This is a genomic window from Kutzneria viridogrisea DSM 43870, from assembly GCF_000525635.1.
Taxonomy (GTDB): domain Bacteria; phylum Actinomycetota; class Actinomycetes; order Mycobacteriales; family Pseudonocardiaceae; genus Kutzneria; species Kutzneria viridogrisea.
Genome location: NZ_CP007155.1, coordinates 1,818,520 through 1,844,683, shown reverse-complemented (window position 1 = coordinate 1,844,683; position 26,164 = coordinate 1,818,520). Strand labels below are relative to the sequence as shown.

Annotated in this window: 32 protein-coding genes; 19 read left to right on the top strand and 13 right to left on the bottom strand. The window is 70.8% G+C overall.

The window, feature by feature from the left end; genetic code table 11:
- The first annotated feature begins 55 nt into the window (after positions 1-55).
- The 13 genes from KALB_RS49775 (at position 56) to KALB_RS08255 (ending at position 11,152) form a co-directional block, all read left to right on the top strand.
- A complete protein-coding gene (locus KALB_RS49775; RefSeq protein ID WP_268872240.1) occupies positions 56-178 on the top strand; it encodes a putative leader peptide in 123 nt (40 codons plus the stop codon).
- Between the two features lie 121 nt (positions 179-299).
- Positions 300-1,982, top strand: a complete 1,683-nt coding sequence (locus tag KALB_RS08305; protein WP_025355263.1) for a nitrite/sulfite reductase — start codon at positions 300-302, stop codon at positions 1,980-1,982.
- Entirely contained in the window at positions 1,979-2,125 is a 147-nt protein-coding gene (locus tag KALB_RS48205) for a hypothetical protein (RefSeq protein ID WP_169743525.1), read from the top strand. Before KALB_RS08305 ends, KALB_RS48205 begins: the two co-directional genes overlap by 4 nt.
- On the top strand, positions 2,122-2,808 hold the full coding sequence (locus KALB_RS08300) for a phosphoadenylyl-sulfate reductase (RefSeq protein ID WP_025355262.1): 687 nt from the start codon (positions 2,122-2,124) through the stop codon (positions 2,806-2,808). Before KALB_RS48205 ends, KALB_RS08300 begins: the two co-directional genes overlap by 4 nt.
- Positions 2,801-3,709 (top strand): sulfate adenylyltransferase subunit CysD, encoded by a 909-nt coding sequence (gene cysD / locus KALB_RS08295; RefSeq protein WP_025355261.1) that lies wholly within the window; start codon positions 2,801-2,803, stop codon positions 3,707-3,709. Before KALB_RS08300 ends, cysD begins: the two co-directional genes overlap by 8 nt.
- Positions 3,709-5,028, top strand: coding sequence for a sulfate adenylyltransferase subunit 1 (locus tag KALB_RS08290; RefSeq protein ID WP_025355260.1), 1,320 nt, complete (start codon positions 3,709-3,711; stop codon positions 5,026-5,028). Before cysD ends, KALB_RS08290 begins: the two co-directional genes overlap by 1 nt.
- A 32-nt stretch (positions 5,029-5,060) precedes the next feature.
- Entirely contained in the window at positions 5,061-6,140 is a 1,080-nt protein-coding gene (locus KALB_RS08285; protein ID WP_025355259.1) for an ABC transporter substrate-binding protein, read from the top strand.
- Between the two features lie 29 nt (positions 6,141-6,169).
- Complete coding sequence (locus tag KALB_RS08280) at positions 6,170-6,964, top strand: ABC transporter ATP-binding protein (RefSeq protein WP_025355258.1); 795 nt, start codon at positions 6,170-6,172, stop codon at positions 6,962-6,964.
- Complete coding sequence (locus tag KALB_RS08275; RefSeq protein WP_025355257.1) at positions 6,951-7,823, top strand: ABC transporter permease; 873 nt, start codon at positions 6,951-6,953, stop codon at positions 7,821-7,823. Before KALB_RS08280 ends, KALB_RS08275 begins: the two co-directional genes overlap by 14 nt.
- Positions 7,823-8,572 carry a sirohydrochlorin chelatase gene (locus tag KALB_RS08270; protein WP_025355256.1) on the top strand — a complete coding sequence of 250 codons (750 nt, stop codon included), beginning with the start codon at positions 7,823-7,825 and terminating at the stop codon, positions 8,570-8,572. The genes KALB_RS08275 and KALB_RS08270 overlap by 1 nt, the downstream gene beginning before the upstream one ends.
- Before the next feature lie 192 nt (positions 8,573-8,764).
- Positions 8,765-9,844, top strand: a complete 1,080-nt coding sequence (locus KALB_RS08265) for a YeiH family protein (RefSeq protein WP_025355255.1) — start codon at positions 8,765-8,767, stop codon at positions 9,842-9,844.
- A gap of 84 nt (positions 9,845-9,928) precedes the next feature.
- On the top strand, positions 9,929-10,354 hold the full coding sequence (locus KALB_RS08260; RefSeq protein ID WP_025355254.1) for an Hsp20/alpha crystallin family protein: 426 nt from the start codon (positions 9,929-9,931) through the stop codon (positions 10,352-10,354).
- 168 nt (positions 10,355-10,522) lie between these two features.
- Positions 10,523-11,152: a hypothetical protein gene (locus KALB_RS08255; protein ID WP_025355253.1), complete on the top strand. Its 630-nt coding sequence runs from the start codon at positions 10,523-10,525 to the stop codon at positions 11,150-11,152.
- Between the two features lie 199 nt (positions 11,153-11,351).
- Here the strand turns inward: KALB_RS08255 and KALB_RS08250 are convergent, their stop codons facing one another.
- Entirely contained in the window at positions 11,352-11,726 is a 375-nt protein-coding gene (locus tag KALB_RS08250; RefSeq protein ID WP_025355252.1) for a hypothetical protein, read from the bottom strand.
- A gap of 49 nt (positions 11,727-11,775) precedes the next feature.
- Between KALB_RS08250 and KALB_RS08245 the strand changes: the two genes are divergently transcribed.
- On the top strand, positions 11,776-12,549 hold the full coding sequence (locus tag KALB_RS08245; protein WP_025355251.1) for an enoyl-CoA hydratase family protein: 774 nt from the start codon (positions 11,776-11,778) through the stop codon (positions 12,547-12,549).
- A gap of 154 nt (positions 12,550-12,703) precedes the next feature.
- Here KALB_RS08245 and KALB_RS08240 read toward each other — a convergent pair whose 3' ends face one another.
- The 3 genes from KALB_RS08240 to KALB_RS08230 are packed head-to-tail and all read right to left on the bottom strand — an operon-like array spanning position 12,704 to position 13,702.
- Positions 12,704-12,985 carry a barstar family protein gene (locus KALB_RS08240; RefSeq protein ID WP_025355250.1) on the bottom strand — a complete coding sequence of 94 codons (282 nt, stop codon included), beginning with the start codon at positions 12,983-12,985 and terminating at the stop codon, positions 12,704-12,706.
- Positions 12,982-13,446, bottom strand: a complete 465-nt coding sequence (locus tag KALB_RS08235; protein ID WP_025355249.1) for a guanyl-specific ribonuclease — start codon at positions 13,444-13,446, stop codon at positions 12,982-12,984. The genes KALB_RS08240 and KALB_RS08235 overlap by 4 nt, the downstream gene beginning before the upstream one ends.
- Positions 13,447-13,456: 10 nt before the next feature.
- Positions 13,457-13,702 (bottom strand): hypothetical protein, encoded by a 246-nt coding sequence (locus tag KALB_RS08230; RefSeq protein ID WP_025355248.1) that lies wholly within the window; start codon positions 13,700-13,702, stop codon positions 13,457-13,459.
- A 66-nt stretch (positions 13,703-13,768) separates the two neighbouring features.
- Here KALB_RS08230 and KALB_RS08225 point away from each other — a divergent pair, with 66 nt between their 5' ends.
- Both KALB_RS08225 and KALB_RS08220 read left to right on the top strand, forming a co-directional pair.
- A complete protein-coding gene (locus KALB_RS08225) occupies positions 13,769-14,734 on the top strand; it encodes a quinone oxidoreductase family protein (RefSeq protein ID WP_025355247.1) in 966 nt (321 codons plus the stop codon).
- A gap of 70 nt (positions 14,735-14,804) precedes the next feature.
- Positions 14,805-16,199 (top strand): amino acid permease, encoded by a 1,395-nt coding sequence (locus tag KALB_RS08220; RefSeq protein WP_025355246.1) that lies wholly within the window; start codon positions 14,805-14,807, stop codon positions 16,197-16,199.
- On the opposite strand, the gene KALB_RS08215 is transcribed toward KALB_RS08220, so the two are convergent.
- Together KALB_RS08215 and KALB_RS08210 are read right to left on the bottom strand one after the other, a co-directional pair.
- On the bottom strand, positions 16,183-17,244 hold the full coding sequence (locus tag KALB_RS08215) for an NAD(P)H-dependent flavin oxidoreductase (protein WP_025355245.1): 1,062 nt from the start codon (positions 17,242-17,244) through the stop codon (positions 16,183-16,185). The two genes, KALB_RS08220 and KALB_RS08215, sit on opposite strands and share 17 nt — an antisense overlap.
- Before the next feature lie 10 nt (positions 17,245-17,254).
- Positions 17,255-17,935, bottom strand: a complete 681-nt coding sequence (locus KALB_RS08210; protein WP_025355244.1) for a M50 family metallopeptidase — start codon at positions 17,933-17,935, stop codon at positions 17,255-17,257.
- 47 nt (positions 17,936-17,982) lie between these two features.
- On the opposite strand from KALB_RS08210, the gene KALB_RS08205 reads away from it, so the two are divergent.
- The 3 genes from KALB_RS08205 to KALB_RS08195 all read left to right on the top strand — a co-directional run bounded on the left by KALB_RS08205 (position 17,983) and on the right by KALB_RS08195 (position 19,561).
- On the top strand, positions 17,983-18,438 hold the full coding sequence (locus tag KALB_RS08205) for an HD domain-containing protein (RefSeq protein ID WP_042220291.1): 456 nt from the start codon (positions 17,983-17,985) through the stop codon (positions 18,436-18,438).
- A gap of 36 nt (positions 18,439-18,474) precedes the next feature.
- Positions 18,475-18,870, top strand: coding sequence for a DUF3224 domain-containing protein (locus KALB_RS08200; protein ID WP_025355242.1), 396 nt, complete (start codon positions 18,475-18,477; stop codon positions 18,868-18,870).
- A gap of 211 nt (positions 18,871-19,081) precedes the next feature.
- The gene (locus KALB_RS08195) at positions 19,082-19,561 is read left to right on the top strand and encodes a hypothetical protein (RefSeq protein WP_025355241.1); all 480 of its coding nucleotides are present in this window, start codon (positions 19,082-19,084) and stop codon (positions 19,559-19,561) included.
- Positions 19,562-19,564: 3 nt separating this feature from the next.
- Here the strand turns inward: KALB_RS08195 and KALB_RS08190 are convergent, their stop codons facing one another.
- The 7 genes from KALB_RS08190 to lepA form a co-directional block, all read right to left on the bottom strand.
- Positions 19,565-19,771 (bottom strand): ABC transporter permease, encoded by a 207-nt coding sequence (locus KALB_RS08190; protein ID WP_025355240.1) that lies wholly within the window; start codon positions 19,769-19,771, stop codon positions 19,565-19,567.
- A gap of 18 nt (positions 19,772-19,789) precedes the next feature.
- On the bottom strand, positions 19,790-20,734 hold the full coding sequence (locus KALB_RS08185) for a daunorubicin resistance protein DrrA family ABC transporter ATP-binding protein (protein ID WP_025355239.1): 945 nt from the start codon (positions 20,732-20,734) through the stop codon (positions 19,790-19,792).
- Positions 20,731-21,936: a cytochrome P450 gene (locus KALB_RS08180; protein WP_025355238.1), complete on the bottom strand. Its 1,206-nt coding sequence runs from the start codon at positions 21,934-21,936 to the stop codon at positions 20,731-20,733. The genes KALB_RS08185 and KALB_RS08180 overlap by 4 nt, the downstream gene beginning before the upstream one ends.
- Before the next feature lie 37 nt (positions 21,937-21,973).
- Complete coding sequence (locus KALB_RS08175) at positions 21,974-22,810, bottom strand: DUF4097 family beta strand repeat-containing protein (protein ID WP_025355237.1); 837 nt, start codon at positions 22,808-22,810, stop codon at positions 21,974-21,976.
- A 52-nt stretch (positions 22,811-22,862) separates the two neighbouring features.
- Complete coding sequence (locus KALB_RS08170; RefSeq protein ID WP_025355236.1) at positions 22,863-23,369, bottom strand: toxin-antitoxin system HicB family antitoxin; 507 nt, start codon at positions 23,367-23,369, stop codon at positions 22,863-22,865.
- A 210-nt stretch (positions 23,370-23,579) separates the two neighbouring features.
- Positions 23,580-24,140, bottom strand: coding sequence for a Uma2 family endonuclease (locus KALB_RS08165; RefSeq protein WP_025355235.1), 561 nt, complete (start codon positions 24,138-24,140; stop codon positions 23,580-23,582).
- A gap of 102 nt (positions 24,141-24,242) precedes the next feature.
- Positions 24,243-26,087: a translation elongation factor 4 gene (lepA, locus tag KALB_RS08160; protein WP_025355234.1), complete on the bottom strand. Its 1,845-nt coding sequence runs from the start codon at positions 26,085-26,087 to the stop codon at positions 24,243-24,245.
- Positions 26,088-26,164 lie beyond the last annotated feature (77 nt).

Below are 26,164 nucleotides of genomic sequence, written 5' to 3'. Positions count from 1 at the left end.
CCGTATATCACCTCACCAGGGGCTCCGCGAACAGCGTCTCACCATCCGGTTGGCGGTGGACCACCCCGTGGACGCGTGGCACGCTGGGCTCATGACAGCTCTGGAACTGCGCCTGGTGGTCCGCCGCCACGTGGACTTCCAGCGCGTCTCCAGCGCGATCTGCGGCCTCACCCGATAGGCCCGTCGCCGTATTTCTTGATCCTCACCGGCGCGGGGTTCGCCGGCTGAGGTCTCCCACCACGCAGTACCGGGATCCTGCCCGCGCACCCCCGAGCCCACGAGACTCGGAGGACACCAGGATGGTCCCGCCAACAGCAGCCCCCAAACGCGGACACGCGCGCCGCGGCGAAGGCCAGTGGGCGTTGGGCTACCGCGAGCCGCTCAACCCGAACGAGCGCAGCAAGAAGGACGACAACCCGCTGAACGTGCGGGCGCGCATCGAGTCCATCTACGCGCACGGCGGCTTCGACTCCATCGATCCCGCAGACCTGCGCGGGCGGTTCCGCTGGTACGGGCTCTACACGCAGCGCAAGCCGGGCATCGACGGCGGGCGCACGGCGGTGCTGGAGCCCGAGGAGCTCGACGACCGCTACTTCATGCTCCGGGTGCGCATCGACGGCGGCGCGCTGAGCACCGAGCAGTTGCGGGTCCTCGGCGAGATCTCGCAGACCTACGCGCGGGACACGGCGGACATCACCGACCGGCAGAACATCCAGTACCACTGGATCCGGATCGAGGACGTGCCGACCATCTGGCAGAAGCTGGAGGCGGTGGGCCTGAGCACCACCGAGGCGTGCGGGGACTGCCCGCGCGTGGTGCTGGGCTCCCCGGTGGCCGGGATCTCCGAGGAGGAGGTCATCGACGGCTCCCCGGCGATCGAGGAGATCACCCGGCGCTACATCGGCGACCCGGCGTACGCCAACCTGCCGCGCAAGTTCAAGACGGCGATCTCCGGGTTGCAGGACGTGGCGCACGAGATCCACGACGTGGCCTTCGTCGGCGTCGTGCACCCCGAGCACGGCCCCGGCTTCGACCTGTGGGTGGGCGGCGGCCTGTCCACCAATCCCATGCTGGGCAAGAGGTTGGGCGCCTGGGTGCCGCTCGATGAGGTGCCCGACGTGTGGGAGGGCGTGGTCAGCGTCTTCCGCGACTACGGCTACCGGCGGCTGCGGCACCGCGCCCGGATCAAGTTCCTGGTCGCCGACTGGGGCGTGGCGAAGTTCCGCGAGGTGCTGGAGAACGAGTACCTCAAGCGCCCGCTGCTGGACGGCCCCGCGCCCGAGGCGCCCGCCGTACCCTACGACCACGTTGGCGTGCACAAGCAGCGCGACGGCAGGTACTACGTGGGCGCCGCGCCGATCGCGGGGCGGGTCTCCGGCTCGGTCCTGGTGGAGGTCGCCAAGGCCGCAGAGCGGGCCGGTTCCGCGCGGGTCCGGTTGACCCCGCAGCAGAAGCTGGTCGTGCTCGACGTGGCCGAGTCCGATGTGGACGCACTGTCGGCCGACCTGGCCAAGGTGGGCCTGCACAGCAGCCCGTCCCCGTGGCGGCGGGCCACCATGGCCTGCACCGGCATCGAGTTCTGCAAGCTGGCGATCGTGGAGACGAAGGCGCGCGCGGCAAACCTGGTCGCCACGCTGGAGGAGCGGCTCGCCGAGGTCAACAAGCAGCTGGACGTGCCGGTGACGGTGCACATCAACGGTTGCCCGAACTCCTGCGCGCGCATCCAGACCGCCGACATCGGCCTGAAGGGGCAGATCGTCACCGACGCGGACGGGGTGCAGGGCGAGGGCTTCCAGGTACACCTGGGCGGCGGGCTCGGGCTGGACTCGGGCTTCGGCCGCAAGCTGCGCGGGCACAAGGTGACCGCCGCGGAGCTGAACGACTACGTGGAGCGCGTGGTGCGCCGGTACGTGGAGCAGCGCACCGAGGGTGAGCGGTTCGCCCAGTGGGCGGCTCGTGCCGAGGAGGCGGATCTGCGATGAGCGAACGAGCTGTTCCCTTCTACTGCCCGTACTGCGGGGACGAGGACCTGCGTCCCGAGGAGGAGCCGCACGGCGCCTGGCGCTGCGCGGCGTGCTGCCGGGTGTTCGCGGTGAAGTTCGTCGGACTGGTGGTGAAGCAGTGAGCGCGGACCTGAAGTCCTTGGCGGAGAAGGCCTCCGCCGAGCTGGCCGATGCCTCGGCCGCCGAGGCGCTGGCCTGGACGGCGCGGACCTTCGGCGAGTCCTGGATCGTGGCGTCCAACATGCAGGACGCGGTGCTGATCGACCTGGCCACGCAGGCGAAGCCGGACGTGGACGTGCTGTTCCTGGAGACGGGCTACCACTTCCCGGAGACGATCGGCACCCGGGACGCGGTGGAGGTGGTGTACCCGAAGGTGCGCATCGTCAACGCCGCGGCCGAGCAGTCGGTCGCCGAGCAGGAGGCGGAGTTCGGACTGCTCAACAAGACCGCGCCGGACCGCTGCTGCTTCCTGCGCAAGGTGGTGCCGCTGCGCAACACCCTCGCGCGCTACGACGCGTGGGTGACGGGCGTGCGCCGGGTGGACGCGCCGACCCGGGCGGACACGCCGATCGTGCAGTGGGACGAGCGCAACGGGCTGGTCAAGGTCAACCCGATCGCGCCGTGGAGCGACGAGCAGTTCAACGCCTACATCGCCGACCACGGGATCCTGGAGAACCCCTTGGTGTCGGAGGGATACCTGTCCATCGGGTGCGCGCCGTGCACCGCGAAGCCGTTGCCGGGCCAGGACCCGCGCAGCGGTCGCTGGGCGGGCCAGTCCAAGACGGAGTGTGGTCTGCATGGTTGAGTCCGCGGTGGTCTCGTCCAATTTGGACGCTCTGGAGTCGGAGGCCGTCCACATCTTCCGGGAGGTGGCGGGCGAGTTCGACCGGCCGGTGATCCTGTTCTCCGGCGGCAAGGACTCCACCCTGCTGCTGCACCTGGCGATCAAGGCGTTCTGGCCCGCACCGGTGCCCTTCGCGCTGCTGCACGTGGACACCGGCCACAACTTCCCGGAGGTCATCGAGTTCCGGGACCGGGTGGTGGCCGAGCACGGGCTGCGGCTGGAGGTCGCGGCGGTGCAGGACTGGATCGACGACGGTCGGCTCACCGAGCGTCCGGACGGCACGCGCAACCCGCTACAGACCATGCCGCTGCTGGACTCCATCACCGCGCACCGCTTCGACGCGGTGTTCGGCGGCGGGCGCCGCGACGAGGAGCGGGCCCGTGCCAAGGAGCGCATCTTCAGCCTGCGCAACGCCTTCGGCCAGTGGGAGCCCCGCCGCCAGCGGCCCGAGCTGTGGAACCTCTACAACGGACGGCACCGGCCCGGTGAGCACGTGCGGGTGTTCCCGCTGTCGAACTGGACCGAACTGGACGTCTGGCACTACATCGCCCGCGAGGACATCGCACTGCCCTCGATCTACTACGCCCACGAGCGGGACGTGTACCTGCGCGACGGGATGTGGCTGACCGAGGGGCCCTGGGGCGGTCCGCGCTCCGGGGAGACTGTGCGGCGCAAGACGATCCGCTACCGCACGGTCGGCGACGGGTCCTGCACCGGGGCCGTGGAGTCCGCGGCCGTCACGATCGACGAGGTGATCGCCGAGGTCGCCGCCTCCCGGCTCACCGAGCGCGGGGCGACCCGTGCCGACGACCGGTTGTCCGAGGCCGCGATGGAAGACCGCAAGCGAGAGGGCTACTTCTGATGAGTCAGCTGCTGAGGCTTGCGACAGCGGGCAGCGTGGACGACGGCAAGTCCACACTGGTCGGTCGTCTGCTCTACGACACCAAGTCGGTGCTGGCCGACACCCTGGAGGCGGTGCACCGGGCCTCGGCGGACCGGGGCATGAGCACCCCGGACCTGTCGCTGCTGGTGGACGGGCTGCGCTCGGAGCGCGAGCAGGGCATCACCATCGACGTGGCCTACCGCTACTTCGCCACGCCCAAGCGGTCCTTCGTGCTGGCCGACACCCCGGGACACGTGCAGTACACCCGCAACACCGTGACCGGCGCGTCCACCGCGCAGCTGGGCGTGCTGCTGGTGGACGCCCGCAACGGGGTGGTGGAGCAGACCCGCCGGCACGCCGCGGTGCTGGCGCTGCTCGGGGTGCCCCGGGTGGTGCTGGCCGTCAACAAGATCGACCTCGTGGACTACGACGAGCCGACCTTCACCCGCATCTCCAAGGAGTTCAGCGCACACGCCACCTCGCTGGGCTACAGCGAGGACGCCGTGCTGAGCATCCCGGTATCGGCGCTGGTCGGCGACAACGTGGTGGACCGCTCGGCGCGGACCCCGTGGTACGAGGGGCCAACCCTGTTGCGGCACCTGGAGGAAGTGCCGGTGCACGCGGACGCCGAGGACTCGCCGTTCCGCTTCCCGGTGCAGTACGTGATCCGCCCGCGCACCGCGGAGCACCCCGACTACCGGGGCTACGCCGGGCAGATCGCGGCGGGCGGGGTGTCGGTCGGCGACGAGGTCGTGGTGCTGCCCTCGGGAATCCGTTCCACCGTGACGGGGATCGACACGCCGCACGGCCCGCGTAGCTCAGCAGGCTCCGGCGAGTCGGTGACCCTGTTGCTGGCCAACGAGGTGGACATCTCGCGCGGGGACCTGATCGCCACGGCCACGGCGCCGCCGCGGGTCGTGGACGAGTTCGAGGCGACGCTGTGCTGGTTGGGGGACAAGCCACTTCGCCCCGGAGCCCGGGTACTGGTCAAGCACGGAACACGGACCGTGCAGGCACTGGTCACGGAGCTGAACTCCCGCTTCGACGAGCAGAAACTGTCCAGTGTGGACGCTCCGGATTCATTGTCACTAAACGATATCGGTCGTGTTGTGCTACGTAGCGCGGAGCCGCTGCCGATCGATGATTACACCGACAGCCGCCGCACGGGCGCATTCCTGGTGATCGACCCGGCGGACGGCTCGACACTGGCCGGTGGCCTGGTCGGTGCGCCGCTGCCCGTCCTCGATGCCACTGATGCCACCGGGGAGCAGGAAGACCTCGTCTCCCCCGGCCCCTGATCTCCTTCCCCCAGCACAGAAAGCAGCCCACCATGCATTCCGCGAAGCGCAGATCGATCGCTCTGGTCGCCGCCGTCTCCGCTCTGGTCCTGGCCGCCGCGTGTTCACGGGCCGCTTCCGACCCGCAGCCGACACAGGTCGCCGACCAGGGGCCGGCCGCGGAGCTGCACCTGGGCTACTTCCCCAACGTCACGCACGCGGCGGCGCTGATCGGTCAGGCCAAGGACTTCTTCAGCAAGGAACTGGGCTCCACCAAGCTGGTGAGCCAGCAGTACAACGCGGGACCGGACGAGGTCAGCGCGCTGCTGGGCAAGTCGCTGGACGCGGCGTTCATCGGCTCCGGCCCGGCGATCAACGCCTTCGCCAAGTCCGACGGGCAGGCGGTGCGGCTGGTCGCGGGCGCCACCTCGGGCGGGGCGCAGCTGGTGGTCCGCGCGGGCATCAATGGGCCGGCCGACCTCAAGGGCAAGACGGTCAACACCCCGCAGCTGGCCAACACCCAGGACATCGCGCTGAAGAAGTGGTTGTCGCAGAACAAACTCACCGAGGGCGCCGGCGCGGACCAGGTGAAGATCAACAACACCGACAACGCGCAGACCCTGGACCTGTTCAAGCAGGGCAAGATCGACGGGGCCTGGCTGCCCGCGCCCTGGTCCTCCAGGCTGGTGCTGGACGCGGGCGCCAAGGTGCTGCTGGACGAGCGCAGCCTGTGGCCGGAGGGCAAGTTCCCGACCACCGTGCTGGTGGTGCGCACGGAGTTCCTGCAACAGCACCCGAAGACCGTGGAAGCGCTGCTGCGCGGTGAGCTGGCGGCCACCGAGTGGGCGCTGGCCAACAAGGGCGACGCCGAAAAGGTGGTCAACGACCAGCTCAAGGCCCTGACCGGCAAGGCGCTGAGCCAGGCCGTGCTGGACGACTCGTGGAACCAGATCGCACTGACCGTGGACCCGCTGGCGGGGCAGTTCCCGAAGCTGGCAGCCGACCAGGTGACCGCGGGAGTGGTCAAGACCGCGCCCGCCGTCAAGGGGTTCGCGGACCTCACCCTGCTGAACAAGGTGTTGCAGTCGGCCAACAAGCCCGCGGTCGACGCCGCGGGCCTGGACAAGAAGTAACCAGCGAGCAGACGAAGGCAGGCAGGGACATGACCGCCATGCTGCACCCGTCCTCCGTGACCTCCCACAACACCGCAGTCCGGCTCGCCGGGGTGCACAAGCGCTTCGGCGGCTCGCGCGACACCGTGGTCGCGCTGGAGGGGGTCGACCTGCGGGTCGCCCCCGGCGAGTTCGTCTGCCTGCTGGGCGCTTCCGGCTGCGGCAAGACAACTCTGCTCAACCTCGTCGCGGGGCTGGACAAGCCGAGCGCGGGCGACATCACACTGACCACCTCGCGGCCCGCGGTGATGTTCCAGGAGGCCGCGCTGATGCCGTGGCTGACCGCGTCGCGCAACGTGGAACTGGCGCTGAGACTGGCCGGGATGCGGCGGTCGGAGCGCAGGGAGCGCACCGCCGAGCTGCTGGACCTGGTGCGGCTGGGCGGTCTTGGCGACCGTCGGCCGCACGAGCTGTCCGGCGGCATGCGCCAGCGGGTGGCGCTGGCCCGCGCGCTGGCGTCCACCACGGCGGGTTCCGAGAACGGCACGCCCGCGCTGCTGTTGATGGACGAGCCGTTCTCCGCACTGGACGCGATCACCCGTGACGTGCTGCAGGGCGAGCTGCTGCGGGTCTGGCGCAGCACCAACACGGCGGTGCTGTTCGTGACCCACGACGTGCGCGAGGCGGTCCGGCTGGGACAGCGCGTGGTGCTGCTGTCCTCGCGACCGGGCCGGGTCGTGCGCGAGTGGGCCGTGGACGGCCTGTCCGGCGCCGAGGAGGCCGAGATCATCGAGGAGATCAACAGCGGGCTGCGGGAGGTGATCAGCAGCCATGCCGCAGCCTGACGTGGCCGAACTGGCCAGCGTCGAGGCGGGTCTGGACGCGCTGGACGCGCCGACCCGCCAGACCCGGCCCGGCCTGCGCCGGGCGCTGGCCGCCGTGGTGCCACCGATCTTCACACTGGTACTGCTGATCGTGGTGTGGCAGGCGCTGTGGGCCGCCGCGTTCTGGCCGGAGTACCAGCTGCCCGCGCCGAGCGCGGTGTGGCAGGTGATCTGGGACAGCGTGCGCACCGGTGAGGCGGGCGAGGTCCTGTGGAACTCGGTGCACCGCGCGGTACTGGGCTTCCTGGCCGGTGTGCTGCTGGGTACCCCGCTGGGCCTGGTGGTGGCCAAGATCCGGTACGTGCGGGCGGCGATCGGCCCGCTGCTGTCGGGCCTGCAGAGCCTGCCCTCGGTGGCCTGGGTGCCCGCGGCGGTGCTGTGGTTCGGGGTCACCCCGTCCACGATCTACTTCGTGGTGCTGATGGGCTCGGTGCCCTCCATCGCCAACGGACTGGTGGCGGGCATCGACCAGATCCCGCCGATCCTGCCCAGGGTGGGCACCGTGCTCGGCGCGGGCAGGCTGGCCTCGGCGCGGCACATCCTGCTGCCCGCGGCCCTGCCCGGTTACCTGGCCGGGCTCAAGCAGGGCTGGGCGTTCTCCTGGCGCTCGCTGATGGCCGCCGAGATCATCGCGATCTCCCCGCAGCTGGGCAAGGGCCTGGGCGCCTTCCTGGAACAGGGCAGGGCCTTCGCGGACATGTCCACGGTGATCGCCGCGATCTTCCTGATCCTGGTGGTGGGCGTGGGCATCGAACTGCTGGTGTTCCGCCCGCTGGAGCGCTCGGTGCTGCGGGCGCGCGGGCTGAACGGAGCGCTGTGATGATCCCCCTGGTGGCGGTCGGACACGGCAGCCGGGACCCGAGGTCGGCGGCCACGGTCTCCGAACTGCTCGGCGTGGTGCGGGCGCTGGACCCCGGACTGGACGTGCGGGCGGCCTTCCTGGACCTGTCCGCCCCGCGCCTGGTGGACGTGCTGGGCGCGGTGTCCGGGGACGGCCACCGCGAGGCCGTGGTCGTGCCGCTGCTGCTGGGCAGCGCCTTCCACGCCCGCGTGGACGTGCCCAACGCGATCAGCGAGGCGGTGTCACGCTACCCGAGGCTCTCGGTGCGCATCGCCGAGGTGCTGGGCCCGGACCCGCGCCTGGAGTCGGCGGCCCTGCGCAGGCTGGCCGCCGCCGGGGTGCGGCTGGACGACCCTTCGGTCGGTGTGGTGCTGGCCGGTGCGGGCTCCTCGCACGCCCCGGCCAACGCGCTGGTGTCGGCCGTGGCCCGGCGCTGGGCCGGTGGCGCGCGCTGGGCCGGTGCCGTGGAGGCCTTCGCCGCCGCGGCCGACCCCACGGTGCCCGCGGCCATCAGCGCGCTGCGGGCCGCCGGGGCGCGGCGCATCGCGGTGGCCTCCTGGTTCCTCGCCCCCGGCCTGCTGCCCGACCGGGTCGCCGAGCAGGCCCGCGCCGCGGCGGGCGATGTTGTTGTGGCCCAGCCACTCGGCGCCGACATCGACGTGGCCGAGCTGGTCCTGCACCGCTACCAGGCGGCGCTGTCCTGTCGCGTGGCCGCCAGGTCCGCGTAGCTGGGAAATCCCGTTCCCCCCAGCGGTGTGGCCACCCACGGCCACACCGCTTTTTTGTGTCCCCTGCAGGAGGAATCGGCATGAGCAAGAAGTTCAGCCTGGGCGCCGACTGGGCGTCGGTCATCATCGCGGGGGTGGCCGTGCTGCTGGCCGCGACCCACCTGCTGCCGACGATCGGCTGGTGAGCAGGACATGACCACGACGAGCGCGAAGGCCGCACCCGGCGCCCTGCTGCGGTACGTGCCGGGCCTGCTGCTGCTGGCGGGCATCGGGCTGCTGGGCAAGTGGGCGCAACTGGAGTTGCAGGCCGTCGGTAAGGCCACGCACACCGCGCTGCCGGACATCGAGTACGTGCTGTGGGCGATCGTGATCGGCGCGGTGATCAGCAACACCGTGGGGCTGCACCCGGTGTTCCGCGCGGGCGTGGGCACCTACGAGCTGTGGCTGAAGATCGGCATCGTGCTGCTCGGCGCCCGCTACGTATTGGGCGACCTGGCCAAGCTGGGCGGGGTGAGCATCGTGCTGGTGTTCATCGACGTGGCCGTGGCCACCGGCATCGTGCTGCTGCTGGGCAGGGTGTTCAAGCTGGGCGCCAAGTTGAGCTCCCTGCTGGCGATCGGCACCGCGATCTGCGGGGTGTCGGCGATCATCGCGGGCAAGGGGGCCATCGAGGCCGAGGAGGAGGACTCGGGTTACGCCATCGCGGCGATCCTGGCGCTGGGCGCGGTGGCGCTGTTCAGCTTCCCGCTGATCGGGCACGCGCTGAACCTGTCCGAGCAGGAGTTCGGCCTGTGGGCGGGTCTCGCGGTGGACAACACGGCGGAGACCACGGCCACCGGGGCCCTGTACTCCGCGCACGCCCAGGACGTGGCGGTGCTGGTGAAGAGCACCCGCAACGCGCTGATCGGCTTCGTGGTGCTGGCCTACGCCCTGTACTTCTCCGCGCGCGGGCAGGCGGCGAAGGTGGCCTCCGGCTTCCTGCCGAGGGCCGGGTTCGTGTGGCGGAAGTTCCCCAAGTTCGTACTGGGCTTCCTGGCCGTGTCCGCCCTAGCCACGGTCGGTGTGCTGGGCAAGGCGGAGGTGGCGAGCCTGGGCAACCTGTCGAAGTGGGCGTTCCTGCTGACCTTCGCCGGGGTGGGGCTGAACTTCAACCTGGCGCGGATGCGGCGCAGCGGCTGGCGGCCCTTCGTGGTGGGCGCGCTGGCCCTGCTGGTGGTCGCGGGCACGGCCCTGGTGGAGGTGCTGGTCGCTTCGCGGGCGGTTGGACTGTGACGCACGCTTCATGCCAGGTTCGGGAACAGCAAAGTTGAGTCGTGCGTTGTAAGGTTTGACTGACCCACCCCGAGGAGGTTCCCGATGTTGCTGCGCACCGACCCGTTCCGCGAACTCGACCGGCTGACCCAGCAGGTGTTCGGGGTCAACGGCACCCCGAGCCGCCCGGCCACCGCGCCGATCGACGCGTACCGGCAGGGCGAGGAGTTCGTGGTGGAGTTGGACCTGCCCGGCGTGGCCCCCGAGTCGATCGACCTGGACGTGGAGCGCAACGTGCTCACCGTGCGCGCCGAGCGCAAGGCGACCGAGGGCGTCCAGTTGCAGATCGCCGAGCGGCCGCGCGGGGTGTTCTCCCGCCAGCTGTTCCTCGGCGAGGCCCTGGACACCAGCCGGATCTCCGCCGAGTACGACGCGGGCGTGCTGACCATCCGCGTGCCGGTGGCCGAGCGGGCCAAGCCCCGCAAGATCACCGTCTCCACCCAGGGCGACCGCCAGGCCATCAACGCCTGAGCAGCGCGAACCGAAGGGGCCGGCCGGGTGCCATCACCCGACCGGCCCCTTCGCGCGCGAAGTGAACTGTTAATCCTTGTCGGAGGGTTACCACACGGTAACCCTGTGATCGTGAGCACGTTTCACGTTCACGGTTAGCTCTCCCCTGCGACCACAGCGAGGTGGCCCATGAGCAACCCGACCTCCCGACTGCTGACCGGCGCGGCACTGGCACTGGTGCCCCTGATCGGGCTCGCCGTCCCCGCCGCCGCGGCGACCCAACCGGTCAACTACGCCTGCCAGGGCAAGGCAGCCGGGCAGACCGCGAACCTGACCCTGACCCAGAACGTGGACTCCGCCGCGCCCGCGACGGTGGCCGCGGGCGGTGCGCTGACCATCGAGTTGGCCCCCACCACCAACACCGTGCCGGGCTCGGCGGGCGGGTACACCGTCAACTCGGTGAAGAACCTGTCCCTCATCGTGCCGATCCCGGCCAACTCCACGTACGTCTCGGCCAGCCTGTCCGGCGGCTCCGGGCTGGGCAGCACGCCGCCCACGGTCAGCGTGGTGGGCAAGAACGTGGTCGCCTCCGTGCCCGGCCCGATCAAGGGCGGGGCCAGCTTCCAGCTGCCCAAGCTGACCCTGAACCTGACCGCGGGCTCCACCGGCACCATCGACAGCACCCTGGCCGGTACCAGCTACACCGATCCCGGCCTGACCTTCACCGCGACCATCTCGGTGATCGGCTTCCCGGTGGACGCCCCGACCACCTGCTACCCCAGCCCCTCGCCCAAGCTGACCAGCACCACGATCGGCTAGTGGCGCGTCGCGCGTCGTTGACCTGGTATCCGGTCCGGGCCGAGGCCGCGGTGTCGTGAAAGTGCCGTTTGGGACATCCAGTGTCCTGAACGGCACTTTCATGGCACGGCCCGCGTCGGCGGGCGCGGCTGGGTGGTCGCCGGCGAGCCACGGTCAAGGTTGCGAGCGAGCCACTAGCTCGCCGCGGTGGTGGGCCCGCTCAGCGCTGGTCGGCGGGCGGGTCCACCACCCTGGGCAGCCGCCGGGTCGGCACCTCGTCGGTCTCCGCGTGGCGCACCGGCCAGCTGACCCGCACCGGCCGTCCGCCCCGGGCCAGCAACTCGGCCACCGGCACGGCATCGGCCACCTCAGGACGGTGCTTGCCCTCCTCGGGGTCAGCCGCGGGCTCTGGATCGGTACCGGCGAGGTGATCCGGCTCACCGGCCACGGCGGCCTGTCGCGCGGCCCGTGCCTCGCGCTGGTAGCTCATCAGCAGCCAGGTCACCGCACCCGCCAGCCCCGCACCCAGCGGTAGGAACCCAAGCAGCGTCAGTAAGTCCATCACCCCGCCGTCCCCGCCCCTGCCCTCGATCATGCCTCGCGCGGTCGCGGCGGGGTAACCGCCAACCGGCTACCGTGCAGCCATGGTCGACGAACTGGTCCACTACGAGGTGCAGCGCGGCATCGCGACGATCACCCTCGACTCCCCGCACAACCGCAACGCCCTGTCCGCCCAGTTGCGCCGCGAACTGCGCGACCACCTGGGCAGCGCGCTCGCCGAGGAGGCGGTCCGCGTGGTCGTGCTCAGCCACACCGGTCCGGTGTTCTGCGCGGGCATGGACCTCAAGGAGGCCGGGGGCGCCAGCGCCGACCAGCAGGGGGTCAACGAGTTCCCGGCCATCCTGGAACAGCTGTGGACCAGCCCCAAGCCGGTGGTCGCCCGGCTGGCGGGCCCGGCGCGGGCGGGCGGGGTCGGCATCGTGGCCGCCTGCGACATCGCCATCGCCGTGCGGGAGGCCAGCTTCGCGTTCAGCGAGGTGCGCATCGGGGTCGTGCCCGCGGTGATCTCGGTGACCGTGCTGCCCCGCCTGCTGCCGAGGGCCGCGCACGAGCTGTTCCTGACCGGGGAGACCTTCGACGCCGAGCGCGCCGTGCGCATCGGGCTGCTCAACTCCGCCGTGGCCGCCGAGGACCTGGACGCGGAGGTCGCGCGCTACGCCGGCATGCTCGCGCTGGGCGCACCGAACGCCTTGGCGGCGACCAAGTCCATGCTGCGCGAGCCGCGCACCGGGGACATGGGCCAGGACTTCGCCGACATGCTGGAGCTGTCTGCGCGCCACTTCGGCGGCGAGGAGGGCCAGGAGGGCATCGCGGCGTTCGTGCAGAAGCGCAAGCCCAACTGGGTCCCCACCGACTGACCCGGTCCCAACCCTCGCGTGTCGGCGCTTCCCGTGCGGTGTGTCGGCCCAACACGGCGTACGGGAAGCGCGAACACGGCGTACCGGAAACGCCGACACGCGGTACCGGGAGCGCCGACACGCGGGGTGTGGTCCGGCCCGGTTGGGCGTGGGCTCAGCGCAGTTCGTAACCGAACCGGTCGCTGGCGGCCGCGGCCTCGGCCAGCACCGAGCGGATGCCCTGGTAGGCGCGGGGATCGTGCTCACGCAGCGCCTCTGAGTCGGTCCACACCAGCACGTGCAGGCCCTCGGGCAGCCAGGACAGGTCGGTCAGGCAGTCGTGCAGCGCGTCCAGGTTGCGCCCGAAGTAGTCCGGGAACTCCAGTGCGGCGGCGATGGCGTCCAGCGCGGACAGCTTGTCCCGCAACTCCCCGCCGCGCAGCTCGTGCCGGGTCATTTCGCGGTGTCCACGACGACGAAGGACTCGTAGTGGTCCTCGGTGTAGAACACTTCCTTCTGGCTGCCGGTGACCAGCCGTCGGGTGGCGCGGTTCTTCGCACCCGGGGTCTCCACGGTGTACTCGTGGTAGTAGCCGACCTTGTTCTGCGGCAGGCGCTTCTCGTTGTTGCGGAAAACCACGCCGTCGTTGTCCGGGTGCGGGAACGGCCCGCCCTTCTGGATCAGCTTCCAGGTGGCGCCCGCCTCGGCGGGCAGCGCGGACAGCGCCTTGACCGGCAGCCCGGAACTCGCGCCGGGCACCGAGCCGGAGCCCTGGTTGGAGGCGGCGGAACTGGTGCTGGTCGCGCTGGACGCGGGCTTGCCGCTCGGCGCGCTGGACAGGTCCTTGACCAGCCAGCCTGCCGCGACGAGCACGATCAGGCCGATCAGGGCGATGGTGATGCGTCGGCGCTGGGTCACGCCGTGCAGCCTACGAAGCGCTGTCCTGGTGCGCTTGCCCGGCCTCGTCGGCGTCGCGGCCCCACAGGGTGGGCTCGGCCCGGTAGCGCGGGGCCAGCAGCGCGGACAGCCGGTCAACCACCCGGTCGATGAGCCAGGCCACGCCCAGGCAGATCGGCAGCAGCACCAGCATGACCAGCGCGAACTGCACGGGGAACCACAGCTGGGCAACCCACAGCTCGACCGCGTCCCAGGTGTCGGCGAGCCAGTCCAGCATCCCTTCACTGTACGTGAGTGACTCGCGTCACCGGCAGGATCGGCTCGGGATCGGTAGTTTCGGCCCATGTTCGCCGTGTACGCCTCAGCCCCGAACCCGAACGACCCCCTGGCCTCGCTGGTGGTCGGCGAGCGCGACACCCCCGAGCCCCCGCCCGGCTGGGTGAGCGTCTCGGTGCGCGCGGCCAGCCTGAACATGCACGACCTGTGGACCCTGCGCGGGGTGGGCATCAAGCCCGAACGCTTCCCGATGATCCTGGGCTGCGACGGGGCCGGGGTGCTGGCGGACGGCACCGAGGTGGTGCTGCACTCGGTGATCGGCGACCCGGAGTTCAGCGGGGACGAGACCCTGGACCCCAAGCGCAGCCTGCTCACCGAGGTGCACCAGGGCAGCTTCGCGGACACCATCGTGGTGCCCAGGCGCAACGTGCTGCCCAAGCCCGCGTCGATGACCTTCGCCGAGGCGGCCTGCATGGGCACGGCCTGGCTGACGGCCTACCGCATGCTGTTCGTGAAGTCCGGGCTGCGCCCCGGCCAGACCATGCTGGTGCAGGGCGCCTCCGGCGGGGTGTCCACCGCGCTGATCCAGCTGGGCGTGACGGCCGGGTTCCGGGTGTGGGTCACCGGGCGCAGCGAGGAGAAGCGGGCCGTGGCCACCTCGCTGGGGGCGCACGCCACCTTCGAGTCCGGTGCCCGGCTGCCCGAGCGGGTGGACGCCGTGTTCGAGACCGTGGGCAAGGCCACCTGGTCGCACACGATGCGCTCGCTCAAGCCGGGCGGCACGGTGGTGATCTCCGGGGCCACCAGCGGGGACGCCTCGCCCGCCGAGTTGCAGCGGCTGTTCTTCCTCCAGCTCAACGTGGTCGGCGCCACCATGGGCACCCGCGATGAGCTGGTCGACCTGCTGCGGCTGTGCGAGCTGACCGGGATCCGCCCGCACATCGGCGCCGAGCTGCCCTTCGAGCAGGCCGGGCAGGGGCTGCGCGCGATGTTGGACGGAGAGGTGCATGGCAAGATCGTCTTGAGCCGCTGACCCCGGGAACGGTTACGGTGCTGCGTGATCGGCGCGCATCGCCGCGCGCCGTTACCACCGGGGAGAGCAGATGAGTTCCACAGGGGTCTTCCGGCGCAAGCCGATCGACCAGATCACCAACGACAGCGAGAGCGGGCTGCAACGCTCGCTGGGCCTGTGGCAGCTGACCGCCATCGGGGTGGGCGGCATCATCGGCGCGGGCATCTTCGCGCTGGCCGGTGCGGTGGCGAACAAGACCGCGGGCCCCGCCGTGCTGATCTCGTTCCTGATCGCGGGCATCGCCAGCGCGGCGGCGGCCTTCTCCTACGCGGAGTTCGCCGGGCTGATCCCCAAGGCGGGCTCGGCCTACACCTACGGCTACGCGGTGCTGGGCGAGGTGGTCGGCTGGTTCATCGGCTGGGACCTGCTGCTGGAGTACACCGCCATCGTGGCCGTGGTGGCCATCGGCATCTCCGGCTACTTCGGCTTCCTGTTGGGACAGTTGGGGATCCACCTGCCCGCCTGGATGCTGGGCGCCCCGGGAACCGGGGACGGGCACGTGTTCGACCTGTTCGCCGCCCTGCTGTGCCTGCTGATCGCGTTCCTGCTGACCCTGGGCATCCGGGCCGCGGCCCGGTTCGAGACCGTCGTGGTCGGCATCAAGGTCGTGGTGGTGCTGATCGTGGTCGCGGTCGGCTTCTTCTACGTCAAGTCCGGGAACTACACGCCGTTCTTCCCCTTCGGCGTTGGCGGTGCGGTCACCGGTGCGGCCACCGTGTTCTTCGCGGTGTTCGGCTACGACGCCATGTCCACCGCCGCCGAGGAGTCCAAGGACGCCCAGCGGCACATGCCCAAGGCGATCATCTACTCGCTGGCCATCTCCATGGTGCTCTACGTGCTGGCCTGCCTGGTGCTGACCGGGATGCAGCACTACACCGAGATCGACCCGAAGGCCGGGTTCTCCGCCGCCTTCGCCTCGGTGGGCCTGTCCGGGCTGGCCTCGCTGATCGCCGTCGGCGCCATCATCGGCATCCTGACGGTGATGTTCACCTTCATGCTCGGCGTGACCCGCGTCTGGTACTCGATGAGCCGCGACGGCCTGCTGCCCCGGTGGTTCGCCAAGACCCACCCGGTGCGCAAGGTGCCCACCCGGATCACCTGGATCACCGGCGTGGTCTCCGCGCTGATCGCCGGGTTCCTGCCCATCGGTGCCGCCGCCGAGCTGACCAACATCGGCATCCTGCTGGCCTTCGTGGTGGTGTGCGTCGCGGTGGTCGTGCTGCGCTACCGCAAGCCCGACCTGCCACGCACCTTCCGCACCCCGGGCATGCCGGTGGTGCCGATCATCGGCGTGGTCTTCTCCATCTGGCTGATCACGTTCCTGGAGCCGGAGACCTGGCTGCGCTTCGCGGTGTGGTTCGTGATCGGACTGATCGTGTACTTCGCCTACGGCAAGCGGCACTCGCTGCTCAACCGGCAGGACTGAACCGGTCCGCGGCCCGGGACAGCGCGTCCCGGGCCTGCCCGGCCAGCCTGGCCACCAGCTCGGCCGCGGGCACCTGCACCGCCAGCGGGTAGGTCTGCCCCGCCCACAGGTGCACCGCCTCCGGGTCGCCCGCCTTGGCCGAGGCGACCCGCAGCGGCCTGGTCAGGTGGTGCACCTGCGGGTACGCCGCCGGGGCGTGCGGGCCGTTCTCGGTGAGGAACCGGTTCACCAGGCCCCGCGCGGGCCGCCCGGTGAACGCACGCGTGACCGCTGTGCGGCGAGTCCCCGCCAGCACCGCCGCCCGGTGCGTCGCCGAGGTACCCGACTCGGGGCAGAGCAGGAAGGCCGTGCCCAGTTGCGCCGCCACGGCGCCCGCAGAGATCGCCGCGGCCACGTCGGCCCCGTGCACCAGACCGCCCGCCGCGATCAGCGGCAGGTCAGTCGTCGCCGCGACCCGCCGCAGCAGGGCCAGCAGCCCGAACTCCTCGCCGCCACCGGGGCTCACCCCGTCGTCGGCCAGCGTGCCCCGGTGCCCGCCCGCCTCAAAACCCTGCACGCACAACACATCCGCCCCCGCGGCCACGGCCTGGCGGGCCTCCGCCGGAGTGGTCACCGTGGCCACCACCTGGGCCCCCGCGGCGTGCAGCCGGTGCACGGCCTCGGCATCGGGCAGCCCGAACGTGAACGACACCACGGGGATCCGCTGCGCGATCACCAGCTCCAGTTTCGCCGGGTACTCGTCGTCCTCCCAGCGCGGCTGACCGGCGGCCACCCCGTAGCGGTCGGCCTGCTCCTGCACCCGGTGCTGGTAGGCCGCCAACTCGGGCGCCACGTCGGGCCCCGGCACGAACAGGTTCACGCCGAAGCGCCCGCCGGTGAGTTCGGCGGTGCGCGCGATCTGGTCGGCCAGCGCCTGGGTGCTCAGGTAGCCGCCCGGTACGAAGCCGAAACCGCCCGCCCGCACGACCTCGGCGACCAGTTCGGGGGTGGACACGCCACCGGCCATCGGCGCGACGATCACTGGAATCGCTAGCTCGCAGATCACCTAGCCGACCCTAGCGCGGCAGCAACAGCGTGGCACCCACGACGAGGGAGGCGATCGTCACCGCGCCGAACAGCAGCACCCACAGGGTGCCCGCGATCCCGGTGAGCCGGGCCAACTGGTCGGCGTCGGAGTCGGGGGCACGTCCCCTGCGCCGCTTGCGTTGCAGCTCGAACACCGGCCGCACCCCGCCCAGCAGCAGGAACCAGGCCGCCACGTAGCCGAAGGCGGCCTGCACCTGGACGCTGGTGTACCAGGACACCGCGAAGACCAGCGCCCCGGTGACCACCACCGAGACCACGCCGAACACGTTGCGGATCATCACCAGCATCGCGGCCAGCAGCACGATGATGGCCCACAGCAGCACGGTGGTCTGCCCGGCGGCGATCAGGGCGGCGGCGCCCAGGCCCAGCAGCGAGGGCGTGACGTAGCCCGCGGCCGCGGTGAGCACCATGCCCGGTCCGCGCGGCTTGCCCCGGGTGAGGGTGAGCCCCGAGGTGTCCGAGTGCAGCTGGATCCCGGTGAGCCTGCGCCCGGTCAGCAGGGCGACCAGCGCGTGGCCGCCCTCGTGCGCGATGGTCACGGCGTTGCGGGTGATCCGCCACACCGACCAGGGCAGCACCGCGATCAGCGCGATCACCGCCGTGACGCCCGCGATGGCGAGCTGCGTGTTGAGCTGTTCTGGCAGGTTCATCGCGTCCTCTTCTAGTGCACCCGAGGTGGTGGACGCGTGAGGGGCCCATGGCGTTGTATCGGGCGATGACCTTCACCGTGCAGGACGCTGTCCGGATCGCGACGCAGGCGCACGACGGCCAGCTGGACAAGGCGGGCAAGCCCTACATCGGTCACCCGGTGCGGGTGATGAACCGGGTCAGCGGGGACTACGAGCGTATGGCCGCGGTGCTGCACGACGTGATCGAGGACACCCCGGTGACCGCCGAGGACCTGCTCGCGCAGGGCTGCCCGCCCCGGGTGGTGACGGCGGTGGTGGCGCTGAGCAAGGAGCCGGGCGAGCCGCAGGCCGACTACATCGCCCGGGTGGCCGCCGACCCGATCGCCGTGGTGGTCAAGCGGGCCGACATCGCCGACAACTTCTCCCCGCCGCGCTTCGACGTGCTGGACGAGGCCACCCAGCACCGGCTGCGCGGCAAGTACGGCGAGGCGCTGCGGCTGCTCGACGTACTCGCGCGATCCTGACGTGAACTGACAGGTACGGCCAGCAGGATGACCGGCATGACAACCGTGACCGGGACGTTCGACATCACCCGCTGGGACGAGGACACCTACGAGGAGGCCGAGGGCGGCAAGCTGGGCCGCGTGGTGGTGGGCAAGACCTTCCACGGCGGCGTCGAGGGCACCAGCACCGCGAACCTGCTCACCGCCGTGTCCCCCGTGCCCACCTCGGCCGCGTACGTGGCGATCGAGCGGGTGACTGCCACACTCGGTGACCGCTCCGGCACCTTCGTGCTGCGGCACACCGCGATCGGCTCGGCCGAGGGCGGGGAGATGGACATCGCCGTGGTGCCGGACACGGCCACCGGGCAGCTGACCGGGCTGCGCGGACAGCTCGCGATCACGCGACACGACGACGGCAGCCACACCTACTCGTTCGAGTACAGCCTCACCTGATCCGGTGATACCGGGCGACCCGGACACGGTGACGATCACCACAGCGGCGCCACTCAGCAGGTAACCATCCCGCCAAACGGGCGCCAGCGTTGCCCCGGACGTCGCAGCGGGGACCGCCGCCAACGTCACCTCCGCACCGGGACACTTCCCCGTTTGCGCTGGTCCACGGCACGATCGGGAGGCCGCCACCCCGGCACGAGGAGATGACGTGATGATCAGGATCGCCATCACCGGGCACCGAGGGCTCCCCGATCCCACCAGGACGCTCGTTGACGCCGCACTGCGCTCGGAGATCAACCGACTCGGCGAGCGGGGACTCGTTGGAGTGAGCTGCCTGGCCGACGGTGCGGACGCGCTGTTCGCCCAGGCCGTGCTCGACTCCGGCGGTGACCTGGTCGCGGTGCTGCCCGCTCGGGGCTACCGGGAGCGGCTGCCCGCCGACTACCACCCCACCTTCGACGCCCTGCTGGAGCGGGCCGCCGAGGTGATCACCCTGGACTACGACAAGCCCGGATCGGCCGCCTACATGGCCGCCAGCGTGCGCATGGTCCAGGGCGCCGACCACCTCGTTGCGGTGTGGGACGGGCAGCCCGCGGCCGGACAGGGCGGCACCGCGGACGTGGTCACCCACGCCCGCGGCCAAGGCCTGCCGGTCACCGTGATCTGGCCCGAGGGCAGCAGCCGGGGCTGAGCCCTACCGCGCCGGGTCGCGGTTGTGGAGCCGCTTCGCCCAGAGGTAGCCGAGCACCGTGAGCCCGGCGCACCAGGCGAGCGCGACCACGAGGCTGTCGCCCACCGGCGTGCCCATCAGCAGCGCCCGCAGCGCCTCGATCACCGGAGTGAAGGGCTGGTGCTCGGCGAACACCCGCACCCAGCCCGGCATCGAGTCCAGGGTCATCATCAGGATCCCGGGCGGTGGTCATGAGCTCGTGGCCTTCTCGCGCGGATGGTCGGTGAGGGCCAGGAACACGTCGTCCAGGTCAGGGGTGTGCACCGACAGCGTGTCCACCTCGACCGCTGCCTGCTCCAGCCGGGCCAGCAGTGCCCGCAGCGAGCCGACCCCGCCGTCCCCCGGCACGTGCAGGGTGAGCGCCTCCTCGTCGCGCGCGGACCCGCCGAGCAGCCGCGCCGCCGAGTCCAGCCCGCCCAGGTCGGCGAACCGCAACCGGATGTGGCCGCCGGGCACCAGCCGCTTCAGCTCGGCCGCGGTGCCCTCGGCCACGAGCCTGCCGTGGTCGAGCACCGCGATCCGGTCGGCGAGCTGGTCGGCCTCCTCCAGGTACTGCGTGGTGAGGAAGATCGTGACCCCGCCCGCGACCAGCTCGCGGATGATCTGCCACATCGTGCGGCGGCTGCGCGGGTCCAGCCCGGTGGTCGGCTCGTCCAGGAAGATCACCTTCGGGTCGCCGACCAGGGTCATCGCCAGGTCCAGCCGGCGCCGCATGCCACCGGAGTAGGTCGCCACCGGCCTGCGGGCCGCCTCCACCAGGTCGAAGGTCCCCAGCAGCTCTGCGGTGCGCCGCCTGCCCTCGGCGCGGCCCAGGTGGTGCAGGTCCGCCATCAGCACCAGGTTCTCCTCCCCGGTGAGCAGGCCGTCCACCGCCGAGTACTGGCCGGTGACGCCGATCGCCGCCCGCACCGCGTCGGGCTCGGCGGCCAGGTCGTGGCCCGCGACGCGGACCTGCCCTGCGTCGGCGCCGATCAGCGTGGACAGGATCTGCACCGTGGTGGTCTTGCCCGCCCCGTTCGGGCCGAGCAGGGAGAAGATCGTGCCCTGCTGCACGGTCAGGTCGATCCCGTCGAGAACGACCTTGTCGCCGAAGGACTTGCGCAGCCCCGTCACGGCGATCGCGGGCTGCTTCACGACCGCGCTCCCCCGGTCAACAGGGGCAGGGACCGCACACCGGTCAGATTCGGCGAGGGCATGAAGGTCACCGGAGCCTCGGGATCGGTGCGCAGGCCGGGGAAGCGGTCCAGCAGCAGGTTCAGCGCGACCCGGCCCTCCAGGCGGGCCAACGGGGCGCCGAGGCAGAAGTGGATGCCGCGGCCGAAACCCAGGTGCGGGTTGGGATCGCGGGTCACGTCGAACACCTCGGGGCGGTCGAACTGGCGGGCGTCGCGGTTGGCGGCCCCGACCCACACCATCAGCATCTGGTTGGCGGGCAGGCGAACCCCGCCCAGCTCCACCTCCTCGGTGTTGCGGCGCGCGACCGCCGAGAACGGGCTGAGGAAGCGCAGCGACTCCTCGATCGCACCGGGCACCTTCGAGCGGTCCGCCCGCACCTGCGCCGCCTGCTCCGGGTGGGCGTCCAGGCACAGGATCGTGTTGCCCAGCAACATGGTTGTGGTGATGTGCCCGGCCAACAGCAGGATGCTGGCGAAGTTGACGACCTGGTTGTCGTTGAGCCGGTCGCCGTCCACCTCGGCCTGCACGAGCTGGGTCAGCAGGTCCTCACGCGGCTTGGTCCTGCGCTCGGCGGCGTGCGCGCGCAGGTAGTCCAGCATGGGCTGGAGCTGTTCCTGCTGCTTCTGGAACTCCCGCGCCTGCTCCCCGCTCTCGTCCTTGAGCGAGAACTGGTTGGCGTTGGCGAACAGTGCGTCCACCCAGTGCCGGAACAGCTCCCGGTCACCGCTGGGCACGCCGAGCAGGTCGGCGATGACGATCACGGGCAGCGGGTAGGCGAGATCGGCCACCAGCTCCCAGCTCTGCTTGTCCGCCACGGCATCGAGCAGTTCGCCGGTGAGGGCGTGGATCCTCGGCTCCAGGTCGGCCACGATCTTCGGCGTGAAGGCGTGACTGACCAGGTTGCGCAGCTTGCGGTGGTCGGGCGGGTCCATCTGCAGCAGGTTGCCCTCGCTCATCGAGGGGTCGGCGATCTCGGGGAAGAACATCGTCAGGTCCGAGGAGTAGGTGCGCGGGTCGCTGAAGATCCGCGTCGCCTCCTGGTGGCCGTAGACGTTCCACAGGCCGAGTTCCTCGACGAACTCGACCGGTTGCGCGGGTTGCTGTCCGCGCACCCAGAACTGCTGCGGGTGGATGCCCCACTGGTCGGCGAGCGTGGTCATGTCTTGTCCCCCTTCGTTGGTACTGCGAACAAGTCGGTCAGGAACGGCGGATCAGGATGTCGCCGTAGGAGGTGCGGGCCCGCACCTCGACGGTCTGCTCGGCCGAGCCGGGACCGTCCGCGGTGTCCAGGTCGTTGTGCACGGCGCCGAACTGCGAGCTCAGGTCCAGCCAGGCGGCGCTGCCCTCGCGGACGCCGACCTCCAGTTCCCCGCAGGCGGTGACCAGCGCGATCGAACCGCGCACGACCTCGCCCAGCCGGACGTTGCCGTTGGCGGTCTTGGCGTTCACCGCGCCGAGCGCCCGGCCCACCGTGATGTCCCCGTTGGCCGCGCTGGCCCGCAGGTCGCCGGTGACCTCGCCCAGCCAGCTGTCCCCGTTCGCGTTCTTGATCACCGCGCTGCCGTCGACCGCGCGGACCCGCAGCACCCCGGTCCCGGTGGAGACCTGGGCGTCGCCCTCGACCCGCTCCACGGCGACCTCCCCACCCGAGGTGGTCAGGTGCAGCGGGCCGGTGCTGTCGAGCTGGACGCGGCCGGTGCCGCTGCTGAACGTGCACTCGCCGAGCCGGCCCGTGGAGCGGAAGTCGCCCACCCCCGTCGTGGCGTGCACCTGCGAGCCGCTGGGCAGCTCGACCGTCACGTCGACCGAGCCCGGCTTGCCGAACAGGCCGCTCTTGGGCGCCTTCACCAGAAGCGTGCCGCCCACGTGCTCCACGCGGGTCTGCCTGGCGGCCTTGATGTCGCTCTCGCGGGACGGGTCGGTCGGCCGCACCTCGACGACGGTGTCGGTGCGGTCGCTCGCGGTGATCCGCAGGTAGCCGACCCCGAGTGTGATCGTGACGGGAATGGGGCTGGGCGTGGCGAAAGTGGGCATGGCTGTCCCCCAGGACGTGTGGGTGCGGGTGTGGTGGGTGCCGGACGGGCCGCTAGCGGGCCCAGCCGGTGTAGCGCTGGCCGCCTCGGCCGCTGCGCCGCTCGGTGCGGGCGCCGCGGTCCTCGGGCTCCAGGGTCGCCGCGACGGCTCGCACCAGCCACGCGTTGACCGAGAGCCCCTGCTCCCCAGCCGCCTCCTCCACGCGCTGCTTCAGGTGCTCGGGCAGCCGGAAGTTGATCCGTGAGGTGGCGCCTTCCTCTGCGCTCGACGGGCTCGGCGCCGCCACCGGCGCCGCGTCCGCGTAGGACTGGTCACTCGGCGGCGCCGTCACCACGAAACTCGGGTCCAGCCCCCGCAGGCGCACCTCCACCGAGCCCGGCGCCAGGTCCATCGTGATCTCGTCAGCGGCCGCCGAGAGCGCGGTGAGCAGGGTGAGCCGGGCCGCCGACTCCAGTGGTGCGGTAAGGCGCTCCGCGAGTGCGCGGGCGTCCTCCCCGCCGGCGTCGGCGGCGACCGCGAGCTCTCTGCGGAGGTTGTCGACGTACGGCGTGAGGTCCATGGCACCATGATGGCACTGCAATGGCGCCACGGCAAGCCCTCATGGCGTCACATGGTGCCACAATGGTGACACTTCGCCCGGTCCTGCGATCCCACCACGACAAGGCCAATCAGAAGGAGCTGCGCAAACACGTCGGGATGACGCAGGGGGAGCTGGGCGCGAGCCAGGCACCTGCGGCGCCAGGTGGCGCCACAGTGGCGCCACCCGTGGCTAGCGCAGCTTGCCCAGCAGTTCGACAGGCACGATCCGCACCGGGTACGGCCGCGCGGCCTCGAAGACGTCCGTGCCCTTGACCTCGGCCACCTGCTGGTACTGGCCGTCCGCGTCGAGCTCGTAGGCGGTCAGCACAGGGTCTGCCGGGTCGACGACCCAGTAGCTGGGCACACCCATGCGCTGGTAGACGGCCTTCTTGGTGTTGAGGTCGTTCAGCGCGGTGCTGGGTGAGAGCACCTCCACCACCAGCAGCGGCGCCACGGGCAGGTTCTTGTCGGTCAGGTCCTCGTCCCGAGCCACGAGCAGATCGGGCTGCACCTCGGTGCTCGCCGACGGCTGCACCGCGAATGGGGCCGAAAGCACGTGCAGGTCGTCCGGGCACACGGTATCGAGATAACTGCCCAACTTCATAACGATCTTCTGGTGACGGGTCCCCGGTGCCGGGCTCACGAGGAGCACCCCGTCGATGAGTTCGTAGCGGCGGCCGTCATCGGGCATCGCCGCCAGGTCGTGCACCGTGTACGGACGTGCGGGCGGGTGCGTGGCCATGGCTGTCATGGTCCCTCCTTCTGCTCATGGCAGCTAGTCCAGCACCTACCCCTGACAATCCGAGGGCCGCTGCGGAGTGCTCCACAGCGGCCCACCGGATCGGGTGACGACCTACTTCTTCTTGTCCTTCGAACCCGAATCCTCAGTCGACAACGCCGCCACAAAGGCTTCCTGAGGGACCTCTACGCGGCCAACCATCTTCATGCGCTTCTTGCCCTCCTTCTGCTTCTCCAGCAGCTTGCGCTTGCGGGTGATGTCACCGCCGTAGCACTTGGCGAGCACGTCCTTGCGGATGGCGCGGATGGTCTCGCGGGCGATGATGCGCGAGCCGATGGCGGCCTGGATGGGCACCTCGTACTGCTGGCGCGGGATGAGCTCGCGCAGCTTGGTGGCCATCTTGGTGCCGTAGCCGTAGGCGGCGTCGCGGTGCACGATGGCGCTGAACGCGTCCACGGCCTCGCCCTGCAACAGGATGTCCACCTTCACCAGGTCGGCGGACTGCTCACCGGCCTCCTCGTAGTCCAGGGAGGCGTAGCCGCGGGTGCGGGACTTCAGCGAGTCGAAGAAGTCGAAGATGATCTCGGCGAGCGGCATGGTGTAGCGCAGCTCCACCCGGTCTTCGGACAGGTAGTCCATGCCGGCGAGCTGACCGCGCTTGCTCTGGCACAGCTCCATGATCGCGCCGATGAAGTCGCTGGGCGCGATGACGGTGCACTTGGTGATCGGCTCGTACACCTCGGCGATCTTGCCGTTGGCCCAGTCCGAGGGATTGGTGACGACGTGCTCCTTGCCGTCGTCCATGATCACCCGGTACACCACGTTGGGCGCCGTGGAGATCAGGTCCAGGCCGAACTCGCGCTCCAGGCGGTCGCGGGTGATCTCCAGGTGCAGCAGGCCGAGGAAGCCGCAGCGGAAGCCGAAACCCAGCGCCGCGGAGGTCTCCGGCTCGAAGGTCAGCGCGGCGTCGTTGAGCTGGAGCTTCTCCAGGGCCTCGCGCAGGTCCGGGTAGTCCGAGCCGTCCATCGGGTACAGCCCGGAGTAGACCATCGGCTTGGGGTCGCGGTAGCCGGCCAGCGGCTCGGCGGCGCCCTTGCGCTCGGAGGTCACGGTGTCGCCGACCTTGGACTGGCGCACGTCCTTCACGCCGGTGATCAGGTAGCCCACCTCACCGACACCCAGCCCCGCGGAGGGCTTGGGCTCCGGGGAGATGATGCCCACCTCCAGCAGCTCGTGCGTGGCGCCGGTGGACATCATCTTGATCCGCTGCCGGGGAGTGATCTTGCCGTCCACCACGCGGATGTAGGTGACCACGCCCCGGTAGGTGTCGTACACCGAGTCGAAGATCATCGCGCGCGGCGGGGCCTCGGCCTCGCCCACGGGCGGCGGCACCTTGCGGACCACCTCGTCGAGCAGCTCGCGCACGCCCAGCCCGGTCTTGGCCGACACGCGCAGCACGTCGGTGGGCTCGCAGCCGATGATCTTCGCCAGCTCGGCGGAGTACTTCTCCGGGTCGGCGGCGGGCAGGTCGATCTTGTTCAGTACCGGGATGATGGTGAGGTCGTTCTCCAGGGCCAGGTACAGGTTGGCCAGGGTCTGCGCCTCGATGCCCTGCGCGGCGTCGACCAGCAGGATCGCGCCCTCGCACGCCTCCAGCGCCCGGGAGACCTCGTAGGTGAAGTCCACGTGCCCGGGCGTGTCGATCATGTGCAGGACGTGGTCCTGGCCCTCGAGCTGCCAGGGCAGCCGCACGTTCTGGGCCTTGATGGTGATGCCGCGCTCGCGCTCGATGTCCATCCGGTCCAGGTACTGGGCCCGCATGGCGCGTTCCTCGACCACGCCGGTCAACTGCAACATGCGATCGGCCAGGGTGGACTTGCCGTGGTCGATGTGGGCGATGATGCAGAAGTTCCGGATCAGCTCCGGTGTGGTGAACGTGGTGTCGGCAAACGTGCTCACGTGGGTGTATTCCTCGCGCTGCGGACAGGGGACTGACGTCAATGGTCCCATGGCCGCCGGTGTGCTCCGCACCGAAT

Coding starts and splice junctions, on each gene's coding strand:
- KALB_RS08305 (WP_025355263.1), top strand. CDS start 300: ATGGTCCCGCCAACAGCAGCCCCCAAACGCGGACACGCGCGCCGCGGC.
- KALB_RS48205 (WP_169743525.1), top strand. CDS start 1,979: ATGAGCGAACGAGCTGTTCCCTTCTACTGCCCGTACTGCGGGGACGAG.
- cysD (WP_025355261.1), top strand. CDS start 2,801: ATGGTTGAGTCCGCGGTGGTCTCGTCCAATTTGGACGCTCTGGAGTCG.
- KALB_RS08290 (WP_025355260.1), top strand. CDS start 3,709: ATGAGTCAGCTGCTGAGGCTTGCGACAGCGGGCAGCGTGGACGACGGC.
- KALB_RS08285 (WP_025355259.1), top strand. CDS start 5,061: ATGCATTCCGCGAAGCGCAGATCGATCGCTCTGGTCGCCGCCGTCTCC.
- KALB_RS08280 (WP_025355258.1), top strand. CDS start 6,170: ATGACCGCCATGCTGCACCCGTCCTCCGTGACCTCCCACAACACCGCA.
- KALB_RS08275 (WP_025355257.1), top strand. CDS start 6,951: ATGCCGCAGCCTGACGTGGCCGAACTGGCCAGCGTCGAGGCGGGTCTG.
- KALB_RS08270 (WP_025355256.1), top strand. CDS start 7,823: ATGATCCCCCTGGTGGCGGTCGGACACGGCAGCCGGGACCCGAGGTCG.
- KALB_RS08265 (WP_025355255.1), top strand. CDS start 8,765: ATGACCACGACGAGCGCGAAGGCCGCACCCGGCGCCCTGCTGCGGTAC.
- KALB_RS08260 (WP_025355254.1), top strand. CDS start 9,929: ATGTTGCTGCGCACCGACCCGTTCCGCGAACTCGACCGGCTGACCCAG.
- KALB_RS08255 (WP_025355253.1), top strand. CDS start 10,523: ATGAGCAACCCGACCTCCCGACTGCTGACCGGCGCGGCACTGGCACTG.
- KALB_RS08250 (WP_025355252.1), bottom strand. CDS start 11,726: ATGATCGAGGGCAGGGGCGGGGACGGCGGGGTGATGGACTTACTGACG.
- KALB_RS08245 (WP_025355251.1), top strand. CDS start 11,776: ATGGTCGACGAACTGGTCCACTACGAGGTGCAGCGCGGCATCGCGACG.
- KALB_RS08240 (WP_025355250.1), bottom strand. CDS start 12,985: ATGACCCGGCACGAGCTGCGCGGCGGGGAGTTGCGGGACAAGCTGTCC.
- KALB_RS08230 (WP_025355248.1), bottom strand. CDS start 13,702: ATGCTGGACTGGCTCGCCGACACCTGGGACGCGGTCGAGCTGTGGGTT.
- KALB_RS08225 (WP_025355247.1), top strand. CDS start 13,769: ATGTTCGCCGTGTACGCCTCAGCCCCGAACCCGAACGACCCCCTGGCC.
- KALB_RS08220 (WP_025355246.1), top strand. CDS start 14,805: ATGAGTTCCACAGGGGTCTTCCGGCGCAAGCCGATCGACCAGATCACC.
- KALB_RS08210 (WP_025355244.1), bottom strand. CDS start 17,935: ATGAACCTGCCAGAACAGCTCAACACGCAGCTCGCCATCGCGGGCGTC.
- KALB_RS08205 (WP_042220291.1), top strand. CDS start 17,983: ATGGCGTTGTATCGGGCGATGACCTTCACCGTGCAGGACGCTGTCCGG.
- KALB_RS08200 (WP_025355242.1), top strand. CDS start 18,475: ATGACAACCGTGACCGGGACGTTCGACATCACCCGCTGGGACGAGGAC.
- KALB_RS08195 (WP_025355241.1), top strand. CDS start 19,082: ATGATCAGGATCGCCATCACCGGGCACCGAGGGCTCCCCGATCCCACC.
- KALB_RS08190 (WP_025355240.1), bottom strand. CDS start 19,771: ATGATGACCCTGGACTCGATGCCGGGCTGGGTGCGGGTGTTCGCCGAG.
- KALB_RS08180 (WP_025355238.1), bottom strand. CDS start 21,936: ATGACCACGCTCGCCGACCAGTGGGGCATCCACCCGCAGCAGTTCTGG.
- KALB_RS08175 (WP_025355237.1), bottom strand. CDS start 22,810: ATGCCCACTTTCGCCACGCCCAGCCCCATTCCCGTCACGATCACACTC.
- KALB_RS08170 (WP_025355236.1), bottom strand. CDS start 23,369: ATGGACCTCACGCCGTACGTCGACAACCTCCGCAGAGAGCTCGCGGTC.
- KALB_RS08165 (WP_025355235.1), bottom strand. CDS start 24,140: ATGACAGCCATGGCCACGCACCCGCCCGCACGTCCGTACACGGTGCAC.